Source organism: Gloeomargarita sp. SRBZ-1_bins_9 (assembly GCA_039794565.1).
Taxonomy (GTDB): Bacteria; Cyanobacteriota; Cyanobacteriia; order Gloeomargaritales; family Gloeomargaritaceae; genus Gloeomargarita.
The window spans coordinates 139672-154921 of record JAUQVX010000002.1 but is presented as its reverse complement, the minus strand read 5'-3'; the positions used below and the strand labels follow the sequence as shown (position 1 = coordinate 154921).

The 15250-nt window shown below is 59.7% G+C and carries 16 protein-coding genes and 1 tRNA gene; 9 read left to right on the top strand and 8 right to left on the bottom strand.

The features are described from left to right. Positions 1-31 precede the first annotated feature (31 nt). The gene (locus tag Q6L55_03195) at positions 32-259 is read left to right on the top strand and encodes a hypothetical protein (protein MEN9257720.1); all 228 of its coding nucleotides are present in this window, start codon (positions 32-34) and stop codon (positions 257-259) included. Positions 260-667: 408 nt separating this feature from the next. Here the strand turns inward: Q6L55_03195 and Q6L55_03190 are convergent, their stop codons facing one another. Both Q6L55_03190 and Q6L55_03185 read right to left on the bottom strand, forming a co-directional pair. Beyond that, a complete protein-coding gene (locus tag Q6L55_03190) occupies positions 668-1888 on the bottom strand; it encodes an FAD-dependent monooxygenase (protein ID MEN9257719.1) in 1221 nt (406 codons plus the stop codon). 77 nt (positions 1889-1965) lie between these two features. After that, entirely contained in the window at positions 1966-2310 is a 345-nt protein-coding gene (locus Q6L55_03185; protein MEN9257718.1) for a hypothetical protein, read from the bottom strand. A 155-nt stretch (positions 2311-2465) separates the two neighbouring features. Here Q6L55_03185 and ftsY point away from each other — a divergent pair, with 155 nt between their 5' ends. Beyond that, a complete protein-coding gene (ftsY, locus tag Q6L55_03180) occupies positions 2466-3776 on the top strand; it encodes a signal recognition particle-docking protein FtsY (protein ID MEN9257717.1) in 1311 nt (436 codons plus the stop codon). Here ftsY and Q6L55_03175 read toward each other — a convergent pair. Beyond that, complete coding sequence (locus tag Q6L55_03175; protein ID MEN9257716.1) at positions 3773-4156, bottom strand: DoxX family protein; 384 nt, start codon at positions 4154-4156, stop codon at positions 3773-3775. The two genes, ftsY and Q6L55_03175, sit on opposite strands and share 4 nt — an antisense overlap. A gap of 86 nt (positions 4157-4242) precedes the next feature. Here Q6L55_03175 and Q6L55_03170 point away from each other — a divergent pair, with 86 nt between their 5' ends. Continuing rightward, positions 4243-5178: a bifunctional riboflavin kinase/FAD synthetase gene (locus Q6L55_03170; protein ID MEN9257715.1), complete on the top strand. Its 936-nt coding sequence runs from the start codon at positions 4243-4245 to the stop codon at positions 5176-5178. Here the strand turns inward: Q6L55_03170 and Q6L55_03165 are convergent. Together Q6L55_03165 and Q6L55_03160 are read right to left on the bottom strand one after the other, a co-directional pair. Beyond that, positions 5175-6164 (bottom strand): DUF3086 domain-containing protein, encoded by a 990-nt coding sequence (locus Q6L55_03165; protein ID MEN9257714.1) that lies wholly within the window; start codon positions 6162-6164, stop codon positions 5175-5177. The genes Q6L55_03170 and Q6L55_03165 overlap by 4 nt on opposite strands. Then, positions 6164-6565, bottom strand: coding sequence for a DUF3119 family protein (locus tag Q6L55_03160; GenBank protein ID MEN9257713.1), 402 nt, complete (start codon positions 6563-6565; stop codon positions 6164-6166). Before Q6L55_03160 ends, Q6L55_03165 begins: the two co-directional genes overlap by 1 nt. An 88-nt stretch (positions 6566-6653) precedes the next feature. Here Q6L55_03160 and Q6L55_03155 point away from each other — a divergent pair, with 88 nt between their 5' ends. From Q6L55_03155 to thrS, 3 genes are all read left to right on the top strand, one after another. Continuing rightward, positions 6654-7667, top strand: coding sequence for a DUF533 domain-containing protein (locus tag Q6L55_03155; protein ID MEN9257712.1), 1014 nt, complete (start codon positions 6654-6656; stop codon positions 7665-7667). Between the two features lie 96 nt (positions 7668-7763). Next, positions 7764-8198, top strand: a complete 435-nt coding sequence (locus tag Q6L55_03150) for a chemotaxis protein CheW (GenBank protein MEN9257711.1) — start codon at positions 7764-7766, stop codon at positions 8196-8198. 4 nt (positions 8199-8202) lie between these two features. Continuing rightward, the gene (gene thrS / locus Q6L55_03145; GenBank protein ID MEN9257710.1) at positions 8203-9969 is read left to right on the top strand and encodes a threonine--tRNA ligase; all 1767 of its coding nucleotides are present in this window, start codon (positions 8203-8205) and stop codon (positions 9967-9969) included. A 10-nt stretch (positions 9970-9979) separates the two neighbouring features. Here thrS and hslO read toward each other — a convergent pair whose 3' ends face one another. Then, on the bottom strand, positions 9980-10900 hold the full coding sequence (gene hslO, locus Q6L55_03140; GenBank protein ID MEN9257709.1) for an Hsp33 family molecular chaperone HslO: 921 nt from the start codon (positions 10898-10900) through the stop codon (positions 9980-9982). A 50-nt stretch (positions 10901-10950) separates the two neighbouring features. Between hslO and deoC the strand changes: the two genes are divergently transcribed. Both deoC and cobJ read left to right on the top strand, forming a co-directional pair. Continuing rightward, complete coding sequence (gene deoC / locus Q6L55_03135) at positions 10951-11622, top strand: deoxyribose-phosphate aldolase (GenBank protein MEN9257708.1); 672 nt, start codon at positions 10951-10953, stop codon at positions 11620-11622. Continuing rightward, positions 11619-13466, top strand: a complete 1848-nt coding sequence (cobJ, locus tag Q6L55_03130) for a precorrin-3B C(17)-methyltransferase (protein MEN9257707.1) — start codon at positions 11619-11621, stop codon at positions 13464-13466. The genes deoC and cobJ overlap by 4 nt, the downstream gene beginning before the upstream one ends. On the opposite strand, the gene Q6L55_03125 is transcribed toward cobJ, so the two are convergent. After that, positions 13396-14502: a beta-ketoacyl synthase N-terminal-like domain-containing protein gene (locus tag Q6L55_03125; GenBank protein MEN9257706.1), complete on the bottom strand. Its 1107-nt coding sequence runs from the start codon at positions 14500-14502 to the stop codon at positions 13396-13398. The genes cobJ and Q6L55_03125 overlap by 71 nt on opposite strands. Further along, complete coding sequence (gene trmB, locus Q6L55_03120) at positions 14499-15125, bottom strand: tRNA (guanosine(46)-N7)-methyltransferase TrmB (GenBank protein ID MEN9257705.1); 627 nt, start codon at positions 15123-15125, stop codon at positions 14499-14501. Before trmB ends, Q6L55_03125 begins: the two co-directional genes overlap by 4 nt. A gap of 46 nt (positions 15126-15171) precedes the next feature. Between trmB and Q6L55_03115 the strand changes: the two genes are divergently transcribed. Beyond that, positions 15172-15245, top strand: a tRNA-Val gene (locus tag Q6L55_03115). Positions 15246-15250 lie beyond the last annotated feature (5 nt).

Genomic DNA, 15250 nt, shown 5'->3' with positions numbered 1-15250 from the left:
ATGGGAGCCAAGTTCGTAGGGAGTCTTGGCCATGTTTTTCTTGATGCCCCGCAAGCCCAACGTGACACCAGTCCAACAGGTTGATCAACCGACCCCGTCGGCTACCGAATCTCCGGCTCCCAAAACAGCAGCAGTGAAACGCTTTCTCATCGGTGCTGTGGTGACTGGGGCGTTGATGGCCGGTGGTTACGCTCTCATCGAACTGTCTAGCGGTTTCAGTGCGGCACCCATGCCCACCTGCGGTCTGCGGCAGCGGTAACCGTTTTTCCACTCACCTCAGGCGCAGGAGTCTTGCGGCCCAGTCGGGCACAGGGTCACCCCGGTTATGCCGTAGCAACTTCGCCCTCCTCAAGCGGGTCAAGGGATTGGGGTAAGCGGTATGGCTGTCCTGGCGGGGCGGTACGATTGTGGGACGAAGGGGAAAAATGCTCCCTAAATGCGCAGTCCCACCAAGGGATACATTCCTGTTTAGAGCTCCATACCTTGGCCATAGCAGCTAACTGGTCGGTAGGGGTGCCCAGGTTTAGTTTGTAGGTGTAGATACTTTGTTCGTAGCAGGTCATTTCAGGAAGTCGGCCATGTCCTCCCCAGCCATGGAGCCTGTGAGGCCGTACTCCCAGTTCAGCTTTAACAGTTGGTTTTCGGGGTCATTGCAGTCCATGACTTTTCAGAAATCATGTCCAAGTACTCCCTGGGGCAAGCGACCCCACAGACCGGTCATAAAATGGAGCGACACACGGCGCAACAGGCCCACTCGCCGCATGGTTTCTAGCACCCATGCCCGCAGGGTCACCAATGGTTCCCACCCCTGGGAAAATACCCGGTTCAACAGGTCGGTAAACAGCAGCGACAACAGGACCTGCGACCACCGCCAACGTTCATAGCGTCGCAAAACCGACAACTGGCCGATGTCCTCTCCCCGGTGATGGGCCTGCACCAGAATAGCCCCCAGGGTGGCCGCATCCCGAATCCCCAAATTCATCCCCTGACCACCGACCGGATGGCAGCGATGGGCCGCATCCCCAATCAACGCCAACCGGGGTTGCACATAGCGCCGCGCCTGCCGCCACTCCACCGGAAAACAACGGCGCGGTCCCACCTCCATCACCTGGGTAAAGGGTAAAAATGGCTGTAATTCCCCCAAAAATTCGGCAACAGGGGCCTGGAGTAACCGCTGCGCCTCGGCATGGGGTAACGTCCAGACAATTCCCCAGCGCTGCTCAGGTAAAGGCAACAAAGCCAGGGGTCCTGCCGGCCAAAACCGCTCATAGGCCACCGGTGGTTCCTGCGCGTACAGCACCGTGGTCAAACAGGACTGCCAGTAGGGCCACGACCAAGCACCGATACCCGCCTGCTGCCGCACCCGTGACCGCGCTCCATCCGCCCCCACCACTAATCCCACCGACCGGTATAGGATAGCTCCCTCCTGTTCCAGTTTGACCTTGACTTCGCCGGGGGTCACCACCCAATCCAGCAACTGTGTCCCCTCCCAGTAGGTCACATTGGGGGTTTGGGCAATGAATTCCCGAAACACCGGCCAAAGACGCTGCTGCTCCCCCACCGACCCCAACTGTGGCCTGCCCCCCAAATCCCTAGAGGTAAAGACAATCGGATGTTGCCCCTGGTCGGTCAGGTCAATTTGGGCGTACGCCTGCACCACCTGCTGCAACTGCGGCCAGACCCCCACCGCCTGCCAAATCTCCTCGGTCAACGGCATGAGGGCATAGACTCGTTCAGGTGTCCCGGCCAAACCCTTTTGCGCTTCCGCCACCAACACCCGCAATCCCTGGGGTCCCAGCCACGCTGCCAGGGTTAACCCCACCAGGGACCCCCCCACAATCAGCACATCATAATCCCACCTGTCTGACCGCCAACCCCCACGACTCATTTTTTAAGCAAATATTAAAAAGTTTTACTAGGTTTTCATCTATCCATTATGGCAAGTGGGGATGGCCCTTGGGAACGTTACTTCTGGTGTTGCAGGCGGCAGGCCACCAATTGCTCTTCCAGAGTGGCGATGCGGCTATAGGCTGCCGTCAGTTGGGCCATCAGGCGTTGGATTTGCATTTCCGGGGGCAGGTCCTGGTGGTCGGATAGGGTGTGGGATGCAGGGGGGGATTCCTGGAGAATATCGCGGTGTTCCGCTAGGCTACCCAGGTAATTACTACCCGGCGCCGGGTGGGGTGATAAACCCTGTTGCATCAAATCCAACGACTGCAAAAGCTCCAACCGGAGGCGTTCGATCAACCGTTCCAAGTCCTCCACCTTGCGACTTAACTGTTGCAATTGCGCTTCCAGTTGCCCTTGCATGGCTTCGCCCCTTGCTTCCCTTGCTTTTATCGTAAAAAAATGGTCAAAGGCCGCTGGCAGAATCACGGAATCATTTAACTTTTTTATGATCGGGCCTCCCTGGGTTGATAGGAGATGTCACTATACTGGATGCACAGGTTCACGGATGACTGCCCATGACGTTCAATTGGTTCGAGCGGAACCCAACCCCCACCGATGGGACAACCCCGGCGATAGATTATGTGGAATGGGCTAAACGGGCCTATGAACATATCCGGCAACAGCAGCAAGGGGCAGCCGCACCCGAGGTTTCCCCCGAACCCGAACCTGAACCGGAAACTTTAGCATCCCCCACCTCCTTCCTGGCCCGAGCAGCGGCGTTACGCCAAAGCCGGTTGGCCGCCCTCAAGGAATCCTTAGCCGCCCCGTCGTCATCAACGGAACCTGCCCCTACGACGCCTGCCGCCGAACCCCTACCGCAGCTAGACGAAGGCTTTTTGTGGTCTGCCGAAGTCCTGGCGGCCCAGGGGCGACGACCTGAAGAGGTCACCGTCGAAGAAATCAACTGGTTACAAAAACTGCGCCGGGGCCTGGCCAAAACTCGCCGCCAAATCCTCAACCAGCTCAAGGCCATCGTGGGGCAAGGACCCCTGGATGAACGGGCGGTTGGCGAACTGGAAACCTTACTGCTGCAAGCCGATGTGGGGGTGACGGTTACCGATTGGGTCATCCAACAAATCCAAAACCGCCTGCGCCAGGAGGCCCTCCCCCCGGAAATGGCCCTGAAGCTGATGGCCAGCCTGTTGCGGGAGGTGCTAGAACAACCCTACCGACGGGGTTATGCCCCCAACTTGACGCCAGCGCGGGGCCGGTTAAATATCTGGTTGATCACCGGGGTCAACGGCGTTGGTAAAACCACCACCATCGGCAAACTGGCGCACCTGGCCCAGAAATCCGGTTATCGTTGCCTGATTGCGGCGGCGGACACGTTTCGGGCGGCAGCCGTGGAACAACTGCAAATCTGGGGCGAACGGGCCGGCGTTGACGTCATCAGCAACCCTACCCCCAACGCGGACCCGGCAGCGGTGGTCTTCGATGCCATTGGAGCAGCCCAAGCTCGGGGGGTGGAACTCCTGCTGGTGGATACCGCCGGTCGTTTGCAAAACAAACAAAACCTGATGGCGGAACTGGCCAAAATCCGGCGGGTGATCGACAAAAAAGCCCCCGAGGCCCATGTCGAATCCCTGCTGGTGCTCGATGCCACCCTCGGGCAAAACGGGCTGCGCCAGGCCCAGGTCTTTACCGAAGCGGTGCGCCTAACAGGGGTCATCATCACCAAACTGGACAGTACCGCCCGGGGGGGAATCGCCCTAGCCATTGCCCAGGAATTGGGGTTGCCGATTCGCTTTATTGGCGCCGGCGAGGGGTTAACGGATTTGCGGCCCTTTTCCAGCTACGAATTTGTGGAGGCCCTGATCGGTCTCTAGGGTTGCGGGTGGTCCACACTCAAGGGGCCAGCGCCGTAGCTCACCACCAGCAGCAGACCCCCCATCAGCGCCAGATTCTTAAAAAATTGGATCACCTCGATATTCTGACTGAAATCGGTGTGGAAGATGAGGGTAGCAGGAATGAGAAAACCGATCAGCAACGCCGCTCCCCAGCGGGCCTTGTATCCTAGGAGCACCGATAATCCCCCCGCCAGCAACACGATAATCGTGGGGATCAACAACCACCCTGGCACGCCAAACTTGGCCATGTAGGCTTGGGTGCCCTCCGGGTTGAGAATTTTGGTGATGCCGGCGCGAATAAACACCGCCGATAAAAATACCCGCGCCACCAGGGGCACCCACGACTGTACACCGGCCATTGCCCAATCCTCCCAACAACCGTTTACTTACCAGCATAGGCAGGGGACGAGCATTTGCGGGGGCGAATTATGTCAAAATGTAAAGTGTGTGGATACCGGCGACCCCTGACCAAGTCCTGACCCCAACGGCCGTTGCCCTGGGGAATTTTGATGGCCTGCACCGGGGTCATCGTGTAGTCATTGCGCCGATTTTATCCCATCCCGACCTGTGGCCGACGGTGGTCACGTTCCAACCCCATCCGGTGGAGTATTTCAGCGGCCAGCCCCGCGCCCTCTTGACGCCCTTGCCGGAGAAACGGGCCATCCTGGAGAGTTGGGGTGTCCGACAACTGGTGCTGTTGACCTTTGACCGGGAGTTGGCCCAGATGACACCGGAAGCCTTTGTCCTCGAGGTTCTCCACCGGCAGTTGCAGGCGCGTCAGGTGAGCATAGGGGCGGACTTCTGCTTTGGCCAGGGACGGCGGGGCAATGCCCAGTTGCTTCAGCGATTGGGGGAATCCTTGGGTATTGGGGTGACCATCGTCCCGGAGCAGCAGTTAGACGGGGAACGCATCAGCAGCTCCCGTATCCGAGAACTGTTGTTGCAGGGCCAGGTGGCGGCAGTCGAACGCCTACTGGGACGGCCCTATACCTTGATTGGCCAAGTGGTGCCCGGACGGTCTATGGGAAAGGAAATGGGATTTCCCACCGCCAATTTGCAACTGCCCGCCCGCAAATTTTTGCCGCGCCAGGGGGTCTATTGTGTGGAGGTGCAGGCGGCGGGTTGGCCCCAGCCCAAACCAGGAGTGATGAACCTAGGCTACCGGCCTACCGTAGACGGGCAAACCCTGACGGCGGAGGTCCATCTGTTGCGCTGGCGCGGGGATTTGTACGGCCAGGAGTTGCAGGTGCAGTTGCGCCACTTTTTGCGTCCTGAGCAGAAATTCCCCAGTATCACCGCCTTGCAAGCCCAAATCCAGCAGGATTGCCAGGCCGCCGCCGCCTATTTCCAGCTCTCCCAGGGACAACTGGAACCGACCTAGAAGAGTTTGAAATCGAATTCGTCCGTTTCCAATTGCCGTTGGCGCACCTTCTTCGGGTCGGGGGCAAAAGTCAGCCAGAGGGGAAATTGCAGCAACACCACCGGCACCGTCCCGTCTCCTTCATCCATCACAATAAAGGGCACCAGGTCATCCCGCTCAAAGCGGTCCGCCTTGTGGGCCAGGGGTTCCGGGGCTTCAAACAGCAAAATGCCCCCCTCGGCCCCGAAATCTGACCGGCTGACCCCCAAACAGTCCTGTAACCCCCGTCGCCATTCCCCCAGGCGTTCCGGGCCGCTGGTGAGCACCAACACCCGCAAATCCGTATCGTAGAGCTGGCGCAGGATGGAGATAATCGCCGAGGTCACCAGGATATTTTGCAGGCGACTACCCATACTGCGGAGCGCCCCCCGGCCCCCCTGTTCCAGAAACCAGCGTCGCACCCGTTCTTCGTGCACCGGTTCAAAAGTGCGCCGTAACTGCCAAGCCGGGCCGTAGTAATCCGGTCGGGTGCGGTACTGCTCCAGGCACTCCTCAATCACCTCCACCTGGTCCGCGTAGGTTTGGGCGGCGATTTGCAAAGGCATTGGTTTTTTCCGGGCCGGAGGCGGTGGTTCAGTGTCCGGGGCCGGCGATGGGGGCACCAGGGGCAATTCCTCCACGCTGGCTACCAGTTCCTGGAGCGCCCCCCGCAAATAATCCTTGAAGCCCTGCACCCGCACCGCAATCTCCTGGGAGCTGCCGGCAAAGGTCGAGCGCATTTCCTTCTGGATGCGTTCCTGGCGGCGTTCCAGTTGTTCAATACTCAATTGCAATTTCTGACGCCGTTCCTCCAATTCCCGCAGCACCTGGGGCAACAGTTGCTGAAACTGGGCCTGGGCCTGCTGCACTTCCGCTTGCCACCGGGCCTTCTCCGCTTGCAGTTGGGCAATGTCCGCCCGCAGTTGTTCGATTTGGGCTGCCAACGCCGCCGTCTCTGGAGTTTCCATCAATGCGCTCCCCTAGAGGGACAGTAACGGTTGAGATATTGGGTCAAGGCCACGGGGTCAAACAGGACCGGCACAAAGTGAATGCTCCGCACCTCCCGGAAAAACAGCACCACCGGTAACCTCGGCCAGAACAGGTACCAATCCTGCCATTCGGCATAGGGAAACGTGCGGATCGGCTGCCCGTTGCGGGTGAGAACCACCGCCGTTGCCGTAAACGTCCAGCGCAGGGTAGCGGTTTGCCAAGCCAGAAAGGCCGCCAGAGCCGTACAGCCAACCCCGACCGGCCAGGACCAGGGCGTTACCACCAAACCTACCACTGCCAAACTCGCAGCCAGACGGTAATCCGGGTTCAGGGTATAGGGCAAGGGCAACGCAGGGGCAGTTGTTTCCACAGCTTCCACCCAGACCGCAAATTTAATCTAATTGTAAAGAAAGTGTCGCCCGAACCGGATCCACCCCTAGAATGGAGGCAAGGCTGTAGTAGGTCGGTTGATGTCCAATTTGTCGCCCCAGGAAGCCTTGGCTTGCATTAAGGTCTTGATTTTCATGGCGCGGGCGGATGGTATTTTCCGGGCCGAGGAAGAAGAAATCCTGCTAGAGACCTGCCGGAATTTAGACCTACCCCCTGACGTATCCCTGCTGGATTTGGTGCGTCAGGACATTGACCTGGAGGCCGAGCTGGCGCAAATTACCTCCCCCGCCGCCCGGGAACAGGTCTATGCGGCTGCCTTGGCCATGGCCTGCGCCGACCGGAATCGCTCGGTGGAGGAGCGGGAGGTCCTGGCCCGGATCAAACAGGCCTTTCGCATCCCCCAGGAGCAGGCGGATTTTATTCAGCGTCTGTTGGAGGATACCCGCAGCACCTTGCTACCGACCCCCATTGCCCCTATTAGGGACCCGGTGGAACGGGAACGGCGCATTGACCAAATCATCCGAAACTACGCGATTTTTACCGCCGTGCTGGGGGCCTTTCCTGTGCCGGGGTTGGCGTTGGTCACGGACATTGCCGTGTTGACCTTTCAGTTGAAAATGATCGAAGAGATTGGGCAGTACTGGGGTTACCAGGTGCAGCGGCGGGAAGCGGAGTTACTGCGGGATGGCATGGTGGGGGGGGTGGGCATTTCCCTGTTTCGGATTGCGGTGAGCAATGCGGCCAAGCTGGTGCCCGGCTGGGGCAGTGTGGTCGGTGCATCCCTTTCCTATGCGTCCACCTGGGCCATCGGCAAAGTGGCCAACCAGTACTACGCCTCGGGGGGTAAATTGGACCGGCAAACCCTGCAGGAAGCCTTCAGACAAGCCCGCCGGGAAGGGGAACAGGAATATCAAAAAAACCGCGCCTTGATCCAAGCCCAACAGCAGGCCCATGCTGACCGGATTCAACAACTCAACCAGCAATTGCAAAGGGGGGAAATCACCCAAGCAGAATACGAGCAAAAACTGCAAGAACTCAGCCAGACCTTGGCCTCCTCAGGGGGGAGTGCCGGGCAACCGCGCCAAGATTAGTCTTCCCGTTGGCTTTGCAAATAGCAACCCAATGCTGGTTTTTTTTAGTTCCATAATAGGGATAGACAACGAACAACCAGCCCAAGGGATCAGGCCATGAAGGTTTTGTATTTTCCCGTGGGTTCCCTCCAGGTGGGGTGGCCCTTGACCCAGGTGCAAAAAGTGATTCCCTACCCCACTGTTTACAGCAGCGGCCAGCGCCCCATCGGCCTTGCCCATTTTGAGCAGCAGGAAGTCATCGTCCTTGACCTGCACCAGTATTTATTCGGTCAACCCAATGCCAGTCCCCCTACCCATCTCACGGTCGTCCGCAGCGGCGGTGAACTCTACGGCGTTCCCTGTAGTGGCATCCCCGCCCTGATGGAGGTGGCGCCACCAGAAATACAACCGCTGCCCCCGACTTACCGGCAAGCCGATACCTTGGGCCTGGCCAGCCATGTGATCCGCCGGTCTGAGGAACCGCTAACGGTGTTTTTGCTCGACAGCCAGCGCCTGGCCGCCCTGTGCCACCCCGCCCCTGCGTTATCATAGGACCATGGACCCTATTCATTTGCCCAAAACGAGCGAATCGGAGCGGCTCAAACGCATTCGCCACACGGCCTCCCACGTCATGGCCATGGCGGTGCAACGGCTATTTCCCAAGGCCAAAGTGACGATTGGTCCCTGGATTGAAGATGGCTTTTATTACGATTTCGACCACCCGGAACCCTTTACCGAAAAGGACCTCAAGGCCATCAAAAAAGAGATGGTGAAAATCATTAAGAAGAAACTGCCGGTTATTCGCGAGGAGGTCACCCGGGAGGAAGCCCTGCGCCGCATTCAGGCCTTAAATGAACCCTACAAACTGGAAATTTTGGCTGACATTAAGGAAGAACCGATTACGATTTATCACCTGGGGGACGAGTGGTGGGACCTGTGCGCTGGGCCACACTTGGATAACGTGGGGGAACTCAATCCCGATGCCATCGAACTGGAAAGCGTGGCGGGGGCCTACTGGCGAGGGGATGAACGCAACCCCATGCTCCAACGCATCTATGGGACGGCTTGGGAAACGCCCGAGCAATTGCAGGCCTATTTACAGCGCAAGCAGGAGGCCCTCCGGCGGGACCATCGGCGCTTGGGGCAGGAGTTGGATTTATTCAGCATCCAGGAGGAGGCGGGGGGTGGGTTGGTCTTTTGGCATCCCAAGGGTGCCCGGATGCGGTTGTTGATCGAAAACTATTGGCGGGACGCCCATCTGCGGGCTGGTTATGAACTGCTCTATACACCCCATTTGGCCCACCTGGACCTGTGGAAAACATCGGGGCACTGGGATTTTTATCGGGAGAGTATGTTTGAGGCCATCCCCGTCGAAGCCCAGGCCTATCAACTCAAACCCATGAATTGTCCCTTTCATGTTTTGACCTATAAAACCCATCTCCATTCCTATCGGGAGTTGCCCATTCGCTATGCGGAGTTGGGGACGGTCTATCGCTATGAACGGTCAGGAACCTTGCATGGCCTTATGCGGGTACGGGGATTTACCCAGGACGACGCCCACATCTTCTGTTTGCCGGAACAGGTGGCGGAGGAAATCCTGGGGGTGTTGAACCTGACCGAACAAATCCTGTCGGATTTTGGGTTTCGGGATTATGAGGTGAATTTATCCACCCGCCCGGAGAAGTCGGTGGGGTCCGATGAGGTGTGGGAACTGGCGACCAAGGCCCTGCGGAATGCCCTGGATACCAAGGGTTGGACCTACAAAGAGGATGTGGGGGGGGGCGCCTTTTACGGACCGAAGATTGATATTAAAATTCGGGATGCCATCGGGCGGCTATGGCAATGTTCAACGGTGCAGGTAGACTTCAACTTGCCCCAGCGTTTCGGTTTGGAATATGTGGCGGCGGATGGTTCTCGCCAGACACCGATTATGATCCACCGGGCCATTTTTGGTTCCTTGGAACGTTTCTTTGGGATTCTCATCGAGCACTACGCCGGTGACTTTCCCCTGTGGTTGGCGCCGGTGCAATTGCGGTTTTTGCCGGTGGCCGAACAATACGTGGCCTACGCCCAAAACCTTGCCACCGACTGGCAGAAATTGGGCCTCCGGGTGGAGGTGGATAGGTCGGGGGAACGATTGGGGAAACTCATCCGCAATGCGGAGACGGCGAAAATTCCGGTGATGGCCATCGTGGGGGCCAAGGAGCAGCAAAGCAGCACCCTGAGTATCCGCACCCGCCACGGTGGGGACCTGGGGGCCTTGTCGATCGCCGAGGTGCAGGAGCGTCTGATGCAGGCGGTACAGCAACGGCGAGATTTTTAATGGACTGTCCCTAGCGCAGTGGCTTGGCGGCGGCTTCCCGCTCCAGTTCCTCCACCAGTTGTTCCAGGTGGTTGCGCTGGGCGTGGAACACGGAGCTGCAAAAATGGCAGGTAACTTCTGCACCGTCGTCCTGGTGGATCATGCTTTTGAGTTCCTGGATGCCCAGCATTTTCAGCGCCCCCAGCACCCGGTCGAAGTTACAGCCGCAGTGGAAGCGTACCAGTTGGACTTCGGGGAAAATCACCAGGTCCATGTCCCCCAGCAATTCCTGGAACATGTCGCTCAACTGGCGTCCGGCTAACAACAGGGGCGTAAATCCCGATAGGGCCGCCACCCGGGATTCCAGTACCTCGATGAGTCCTTCCTCCTGGGCCGCCTTGGGCAGGATTTGCAGGAGTAATCCCCCGGCGGCGCGCACTTGACCCCCCTCTAGATACACTCCCAACGCCAGGGCCGAGGGGGTCTGTTCCGAGGTTGTCAGGTAGTAGGCAATGTCGTCGCCCACTTCCCCGGAGACGAGCTCCACCGTACTGGCATAGGGATAGCCGTAGCCGTTGTCCCGCAGCACGTAAAGATAGCCCTCGGCACCGACCGCTCTGCCTACATCCAATTTCCCTTGGGGATTGGGGGGCAGTTCTACCTGGGGTTGGTCCACGTAGCCCCGCACCGTGCCATCCCGCCCCGCATCCACAAACACGGTCCCCAGCGGTCCGTTCCCCCGGAAGCGAATGTTGACCCGGGCCGCCATCCGTTTCATACTCGACGCCAGCAGCAATCCCGCGCTCATGGTCCGTCCCAAGGCCGCCGTGGCCACGTAGGACAAGCCGTGCCGTTGTCGCGCTTCCCCCACCAACCGGGTGGTAATCACCCCCACGGCCCGGATGGCCCCCCCAGCCGCTGTGGCCCGCATCAATTGATCCACCATCGCCATGTCCCGAACTTTGTCTTTATGATCGTATCGTGTTGGCCGGAGAACCGCCGTTGACCGATTTACCGGACATTGCCTCGGTGATCGAACACGCCCTGTTGCGTCCAGGCATCACCCCCCAGGAGGTGGCCGAGGGCTGCGACATTGCCGATCGGTATGGGTTTCCGGTGGTGTGTGTCTATCCCAGCGCCGTGCGCCAGTGCGTGGAACGTTTGCCTCACCGTCGGTGCCGGGTCTGTGCCGTGATTGGGTTTCCCCTGGGGGCCACCACCAGCGCCGTCAAGCTCTATGAGGCCATGGAGGCAGTGGACAACGGTGCCCAAGAACTGGACGTGGTGCTGCATTGGGGCTGGCTCAAAGGGGGCCAAACCCAGGCCGTTTACGAAGAAATCGCCCAGATTGTGCAAGACACCGGGCAAACGGTGAAAGCCATTGTGGAAATGGGCCAGCTCACCCCGGACGAACAAAAGCTGGCGGTGGAGATTTGTCTAGATGCGGGGGTGCAGTATCTGAAAACGGGCAGTGGTTGGTTTGGTGGAGTGACGGTGGAGCAGGTGACGGCTTTGCGGGAATTGACCCAGCAACGGGTGGGGATCAAAGCAGCGGGGGGCATTCGTACCTTAGAGCAGGCCCACGCTCTACTGCGCGCCGGTGCCACCCGCCTGGGGACGTCCTGGGGGGTCGAACTGGTGCAGCAACAGGAGGCCCTGCCCTCACCACCATGAGCCACCCCTGGAGCGAATGGCACCCCCTGGCCTGGATCGCCACAACCCCGACCAGTTACCGGCGCTTGACCGATGTCGCTCGGCACTTTGGGGGAACGGTGTGGTGTGCGCCGTCTGTGGCCCAGGCAACCGGCGGCTTGGCTTACGGCCCATCTCTGGGGGAACACCTGCGCCGACTTTGGGATGGGCACCGAACACTGGTGTTGGGGTTGACGCTGGGGGCGGTGGTGCGCCTGATTGCCCCTTTGCTGCGAGACAAACACCAAGACCCCCTGGTGCTGTGTATCCCCGAATCCAGCCAGTACGTCATTACGGTGTGTGGGGGCCACCAGGGGCGGGGGGATGTCCTCTGTCGAGCCATTGCTGCCTGGTTGGATGCCCAAGCTATTGTCACCGATGCCGCCAGCGCCCAGGACCTACCGGCGGTGGATACCTGGGGACATCCCTGGGGATGGCGTCGGGGAGCCGGAGACTGGACGGCCTTAGCCAGCGCGTTCCTGCGGGGTGAACCGGTGCAAGTGATCCAGGAAGCCGGCCAGACCCTATGGCGACAGGCTCTCCCCCCGGACCTACCCGTCCTTTGGACCGACCACCCCAACGCCCGCCATCCCCAGCTCTGGGTCACCCACCGACAGGTACAGCCCCCTGTGACCTATGGGGTCTGGCATCCCCGAGTGTTGTGGGTGGGGGTGGGTTGCGCCCGGGGAACCCCTGCCCCCGTCATCTACCAGGCCATTGAGCAGGTTTTTGTCCAGCACCAACTTGCCCTGGCAGCCGTCGCCGGCCTTGCAACGATTGACCGCAAAAGGGACGAAGAGGGGCTGGTGGCCCTGGCGCAAAGCCAAAGGTGGCCGCTACGTACCTTCAGCGCGGAGCAATTGCGGGCAACGCCGGTCCCCCATCCATCGGCGGTTGTCGCCCAGGCCGTCGGCACCCCCAGTGTGGCGGAAGCGGCGGCCATCCAAGCGGCCCAAGGTCCCCTGTTGGTGCCCAAGCACACCTTTCCCAATGTCACCGTTGCCGTAGCTTTAGCGCCCCGGGAGTGGACCGACCGTCAAGGCTACTTGTATTTGGTGGGGATGGGGCCTGGCGACTTGAGCCAACTGACCCCAGCGGCCCGCACTGCCCTGACCCAGGCGGATGTGGTGATCGGCTACCGGCTGTACCTGGAATTGCTGGCCCCCTTACGACGACCGGGGCAGATTTGGGAGCCGTACGCCATTGGTCAAGAAACCCAGCGGGCGCAACGGGCCATTGAACTGGCCAGTTGGGGATTAACGGTGGCGGTGGTTTCCTCCGGCGACTGCGGCATTTATGGCATGGCGGGGGTGGTGCTGGAGTGGTTGCAGGCCCAACCTGATGCTCCCTTGCGGGACCGGGTGCAGATAGTACCGGGGATTTCGGCGCTACAGGCTGTAGCCAGCCGGGTGGGAGCACCCTTGATGCAGGATTTTTGCGCCCTTAGTCTGAGTGATTTACACGTGCCCTGGGAGGTGATTGCCCAGCGCCTGACCCATGCCGCCCAGGGGGATTTTGTAACCGTAATTTACAACCCCTGCTCGGCCAAACGCACCTGGCAACTCGGAGCCGCCCAGGCCATTTTTTTGCAGTACCGCGCTCCTCAAACGCCTGTTGCTATCGTACGCCAGGCTTATCGCCCGGACGAACAAATTTGGCGGTCAGACCTGGCCCATTTCACCCAATTACCCGTGGACATGTTCTGCACCGTCATTATTGGCAACCGCCACAGCTACTGGAGCGACTACGGCCTGATTACGCCCCGGCGCGAGCCACCAACACCGCCCCATTCTGGCCCCCAAACCCAAAACTCAAATTCAGGATGAATTGGAACGTTGCCGGTTGGGCGCGGCGGACAAACCGGCCCGGAAACGCCGGCTGGGTCAACCCCACACAAGGGGGCAACATCTGGGTGTGCAGCGCCAGCAGCGAGAAGATGACATTGACCAAGCCCGCCGCCCCCAACGTGTGCCCCGTTGCCCCTTTAGTGGCCAGCAGCGCCACAGACTCAGGAAAAAGCTGCTGAATGAGTTGCATCTCCCGCCGGTCATTGTGGGGCGTGCCGGTGCCGTGGGTGTGAATAGCGTCACAGCTTGCTGGCGCAAGACCGGCCAGGGCCAAACAGGTTTGGATGGCCTGTTGGGCAGCAGCGGTATCGGCACTAGGGGCTACCGGACTATCGGCATCACAGGTGCATCCCCAGCCTCGAATCCAGCCGTATTTGGGCAGAGCTTCAGCCGCCAGCAACAACACCCCTGCCGCCTCCCCCAGCACCAGGCCCTGGCGTTTCTGGTCAAAAGGAAAGCAGCCTTCCGTCGCCAGCACCCCCATTTGCCGGAATCCCGCCAGCGTTAAGGGCGTAATGGCCGCATCCACCGCACCTACGATCACCCGTGAGCAATCCCCCCGGCGCAGCCATTCCATCGCCGTTGCCACCGCCCAGATGCCAGAAGCGCAGGCCGCCATTGGTGCTGCCACCCAACTTTTGGCCCCCACCTTAGCCGCCACCCAACCAGCCCAACGTCCAGGCAGGTGGTCCAGCCAGCGGTCCAAGTCCTGGCGTTGTCCTGCGAGCCATTGCTCCCACACCGCCTGCTCACACCGGCTGGAGGCAATCACCACCCCACAATCCGGCAAGGGCAATGTCCACCCCGCATCCTGCAGGGCTTCCGTTAGTGCCATGAGCAAGAGCCGACGGGGGTCTGCCGGGGCATCGGCCACCATAGCCAACGGGGCCGGGGGAATGTGGGCAAAGGGTTGCCGTACCCGGATGGGGGTATCACCGTCTAGTAAACGCTGCCAGCTACGGTACTTATCCGGTCCTAGGGCCGACACCAGCCCCATCCCTACCACAGCCGTCATCGCCGTTGGAACAAAAACCGATACACCGGCAATCCCCGCCGCAGCACCGACAGTTCCCGTTCCGTGGGAATACCCAGGGGATTGTCCGGCAGGTGTTCCCCCACCAGGACAAACGCCGGCTGCTGGCGAAAAAACTCCACCATTTCCAGGGCCACCTCCTGCACATCCGACTGTAGGAACACCTCACCCCCTGGTTGCAAATACTGGGCAATGACCGCCACCAATTCCGGTTTGACGATGCGGCGTTTGCGTTGTTTGCGTTTGAACCAAGGGTCGGGAAACTGAATCGTCACCCGCTGCAAAACCCCTGTCGGCAGACTCTCCAGGATGGCTGGCAGATGCGCGTTCACTTGGGCAAACAGAAAGTGCAGGTTGGTTAAACCATAGGCTGTTTTTTGCTGATTGGCATAGTCCACCAGGGAGCGACGAATTTCCAAGCCTAAAAAATTCCACTGGGGTTGTTGCTGGGCCATTTTGAGCAAAAACACCCCCCTAGCTGAGCCAATATCAATGTGTAACGGCTGGTGGAGTTGGGCATAAATTGACTGCCAATCAGGAAGCGGTACTGGTTCCCAAAAATGCCGACTTAGGGGATTGACGTGCTGCCGAACCCGAACACCCATGCCTCTGGTCAAGGTCTCAGGCCAATGGTACTATAGGAGACTACAGGGACGCATAGCTCAGTTGGTTAGAGCGCCACGTTGACATCGTGGAGGTCACTGGTTCGAGTCCAGTTGTGTCCATCCAA

Excerpts from the sequence above, each read along its gene's own strand:
- Q6L55_03195 (MEN9257720.1), top strand. The coding sequence starts at position 32 with ATGTTTTTCTTGATGCCCCGCAAGCCCAACGTGACACCAGTCCAACAG.
- Q6L55_03190 (MEN9257719.1), bottom strand. The coding sequence starts at position 1,888 with ATGAGTCGTGGGGGTTGGCGGTCAGACAGGTGGGATTATGATGTGCTG.
- Q6L55_03185 (MEN9257718.1), bottom strand. The coding sequence starts at position 2,310 with ATGCAAGGGCAACTGGAAGCGCAATTGCAACAGTTAAGTCGCAAGGTG.
- ftsY (MEN9257717.1), top strand. The coding sequence starts at position 2,466 with ATGACGTTCAATTGGTTCGAGCGGAACCCAACCCCCACCGATGGGACA.
- Q6L55_03175 (MEN9257716.1), bottom strand. The coding sequence starts at position 4,156 with ATGGCCGGTGTACAGTCGTGGGTGCCCCTGGTGGCGCGGGTATTTTTA.
- Q6L55_03165 (MEN9257714.1), bottom strand. The coding sequence starts at position 6,164 with ATGGAAACTCCAGAGACGGCGGCGTTGGCAGCCCAAATCGAACAACTG.
- Q6L55_03150 (MEN9257711.1), top strand. The coding sequence starts at position 7,764 with ATGAAGGTTTTGTATTTTCCCGTGGGTTCCCTCCAGGTGGGGTGGCCC.
- thrS (MEN9257710.1), top strand. The coding sequence starts at position 8,203 with ATGGACCCTATTCATTTGCCCAAAACGAGCGAATCGGAGCGGCTCAAA.
- hslO (MEN9257709.1), bottom strand. The coding sequence starts at position 10,900 with ATGGCGATGGTGGATCAATTGATGCGGGCCACAGCGGCTGGGGGGGCC.
- cobJ (MEN9257707.1), top strand. The coding sequence starts at position 11,619 with ATGAGCCACCCCTGGAGCGAATGGCACCCCCTGGCCTGGATCGCCACA.
- Q6L55_03125 (MEN9257706.1), bottom strand. The coding sequence starts at position 14,502 with ATGACGGCTGTGGTAGGGATGGGGCTGGTGTCGGCCCTAGGACCGGAT.
- trmB (MEN9257705.1), bottom strand. The coding sequence starts at position 15,125 with ATGGGTGTTCGGGTTCGGCAGCACGTCAATCCCCTAAGTCGGCATTTT.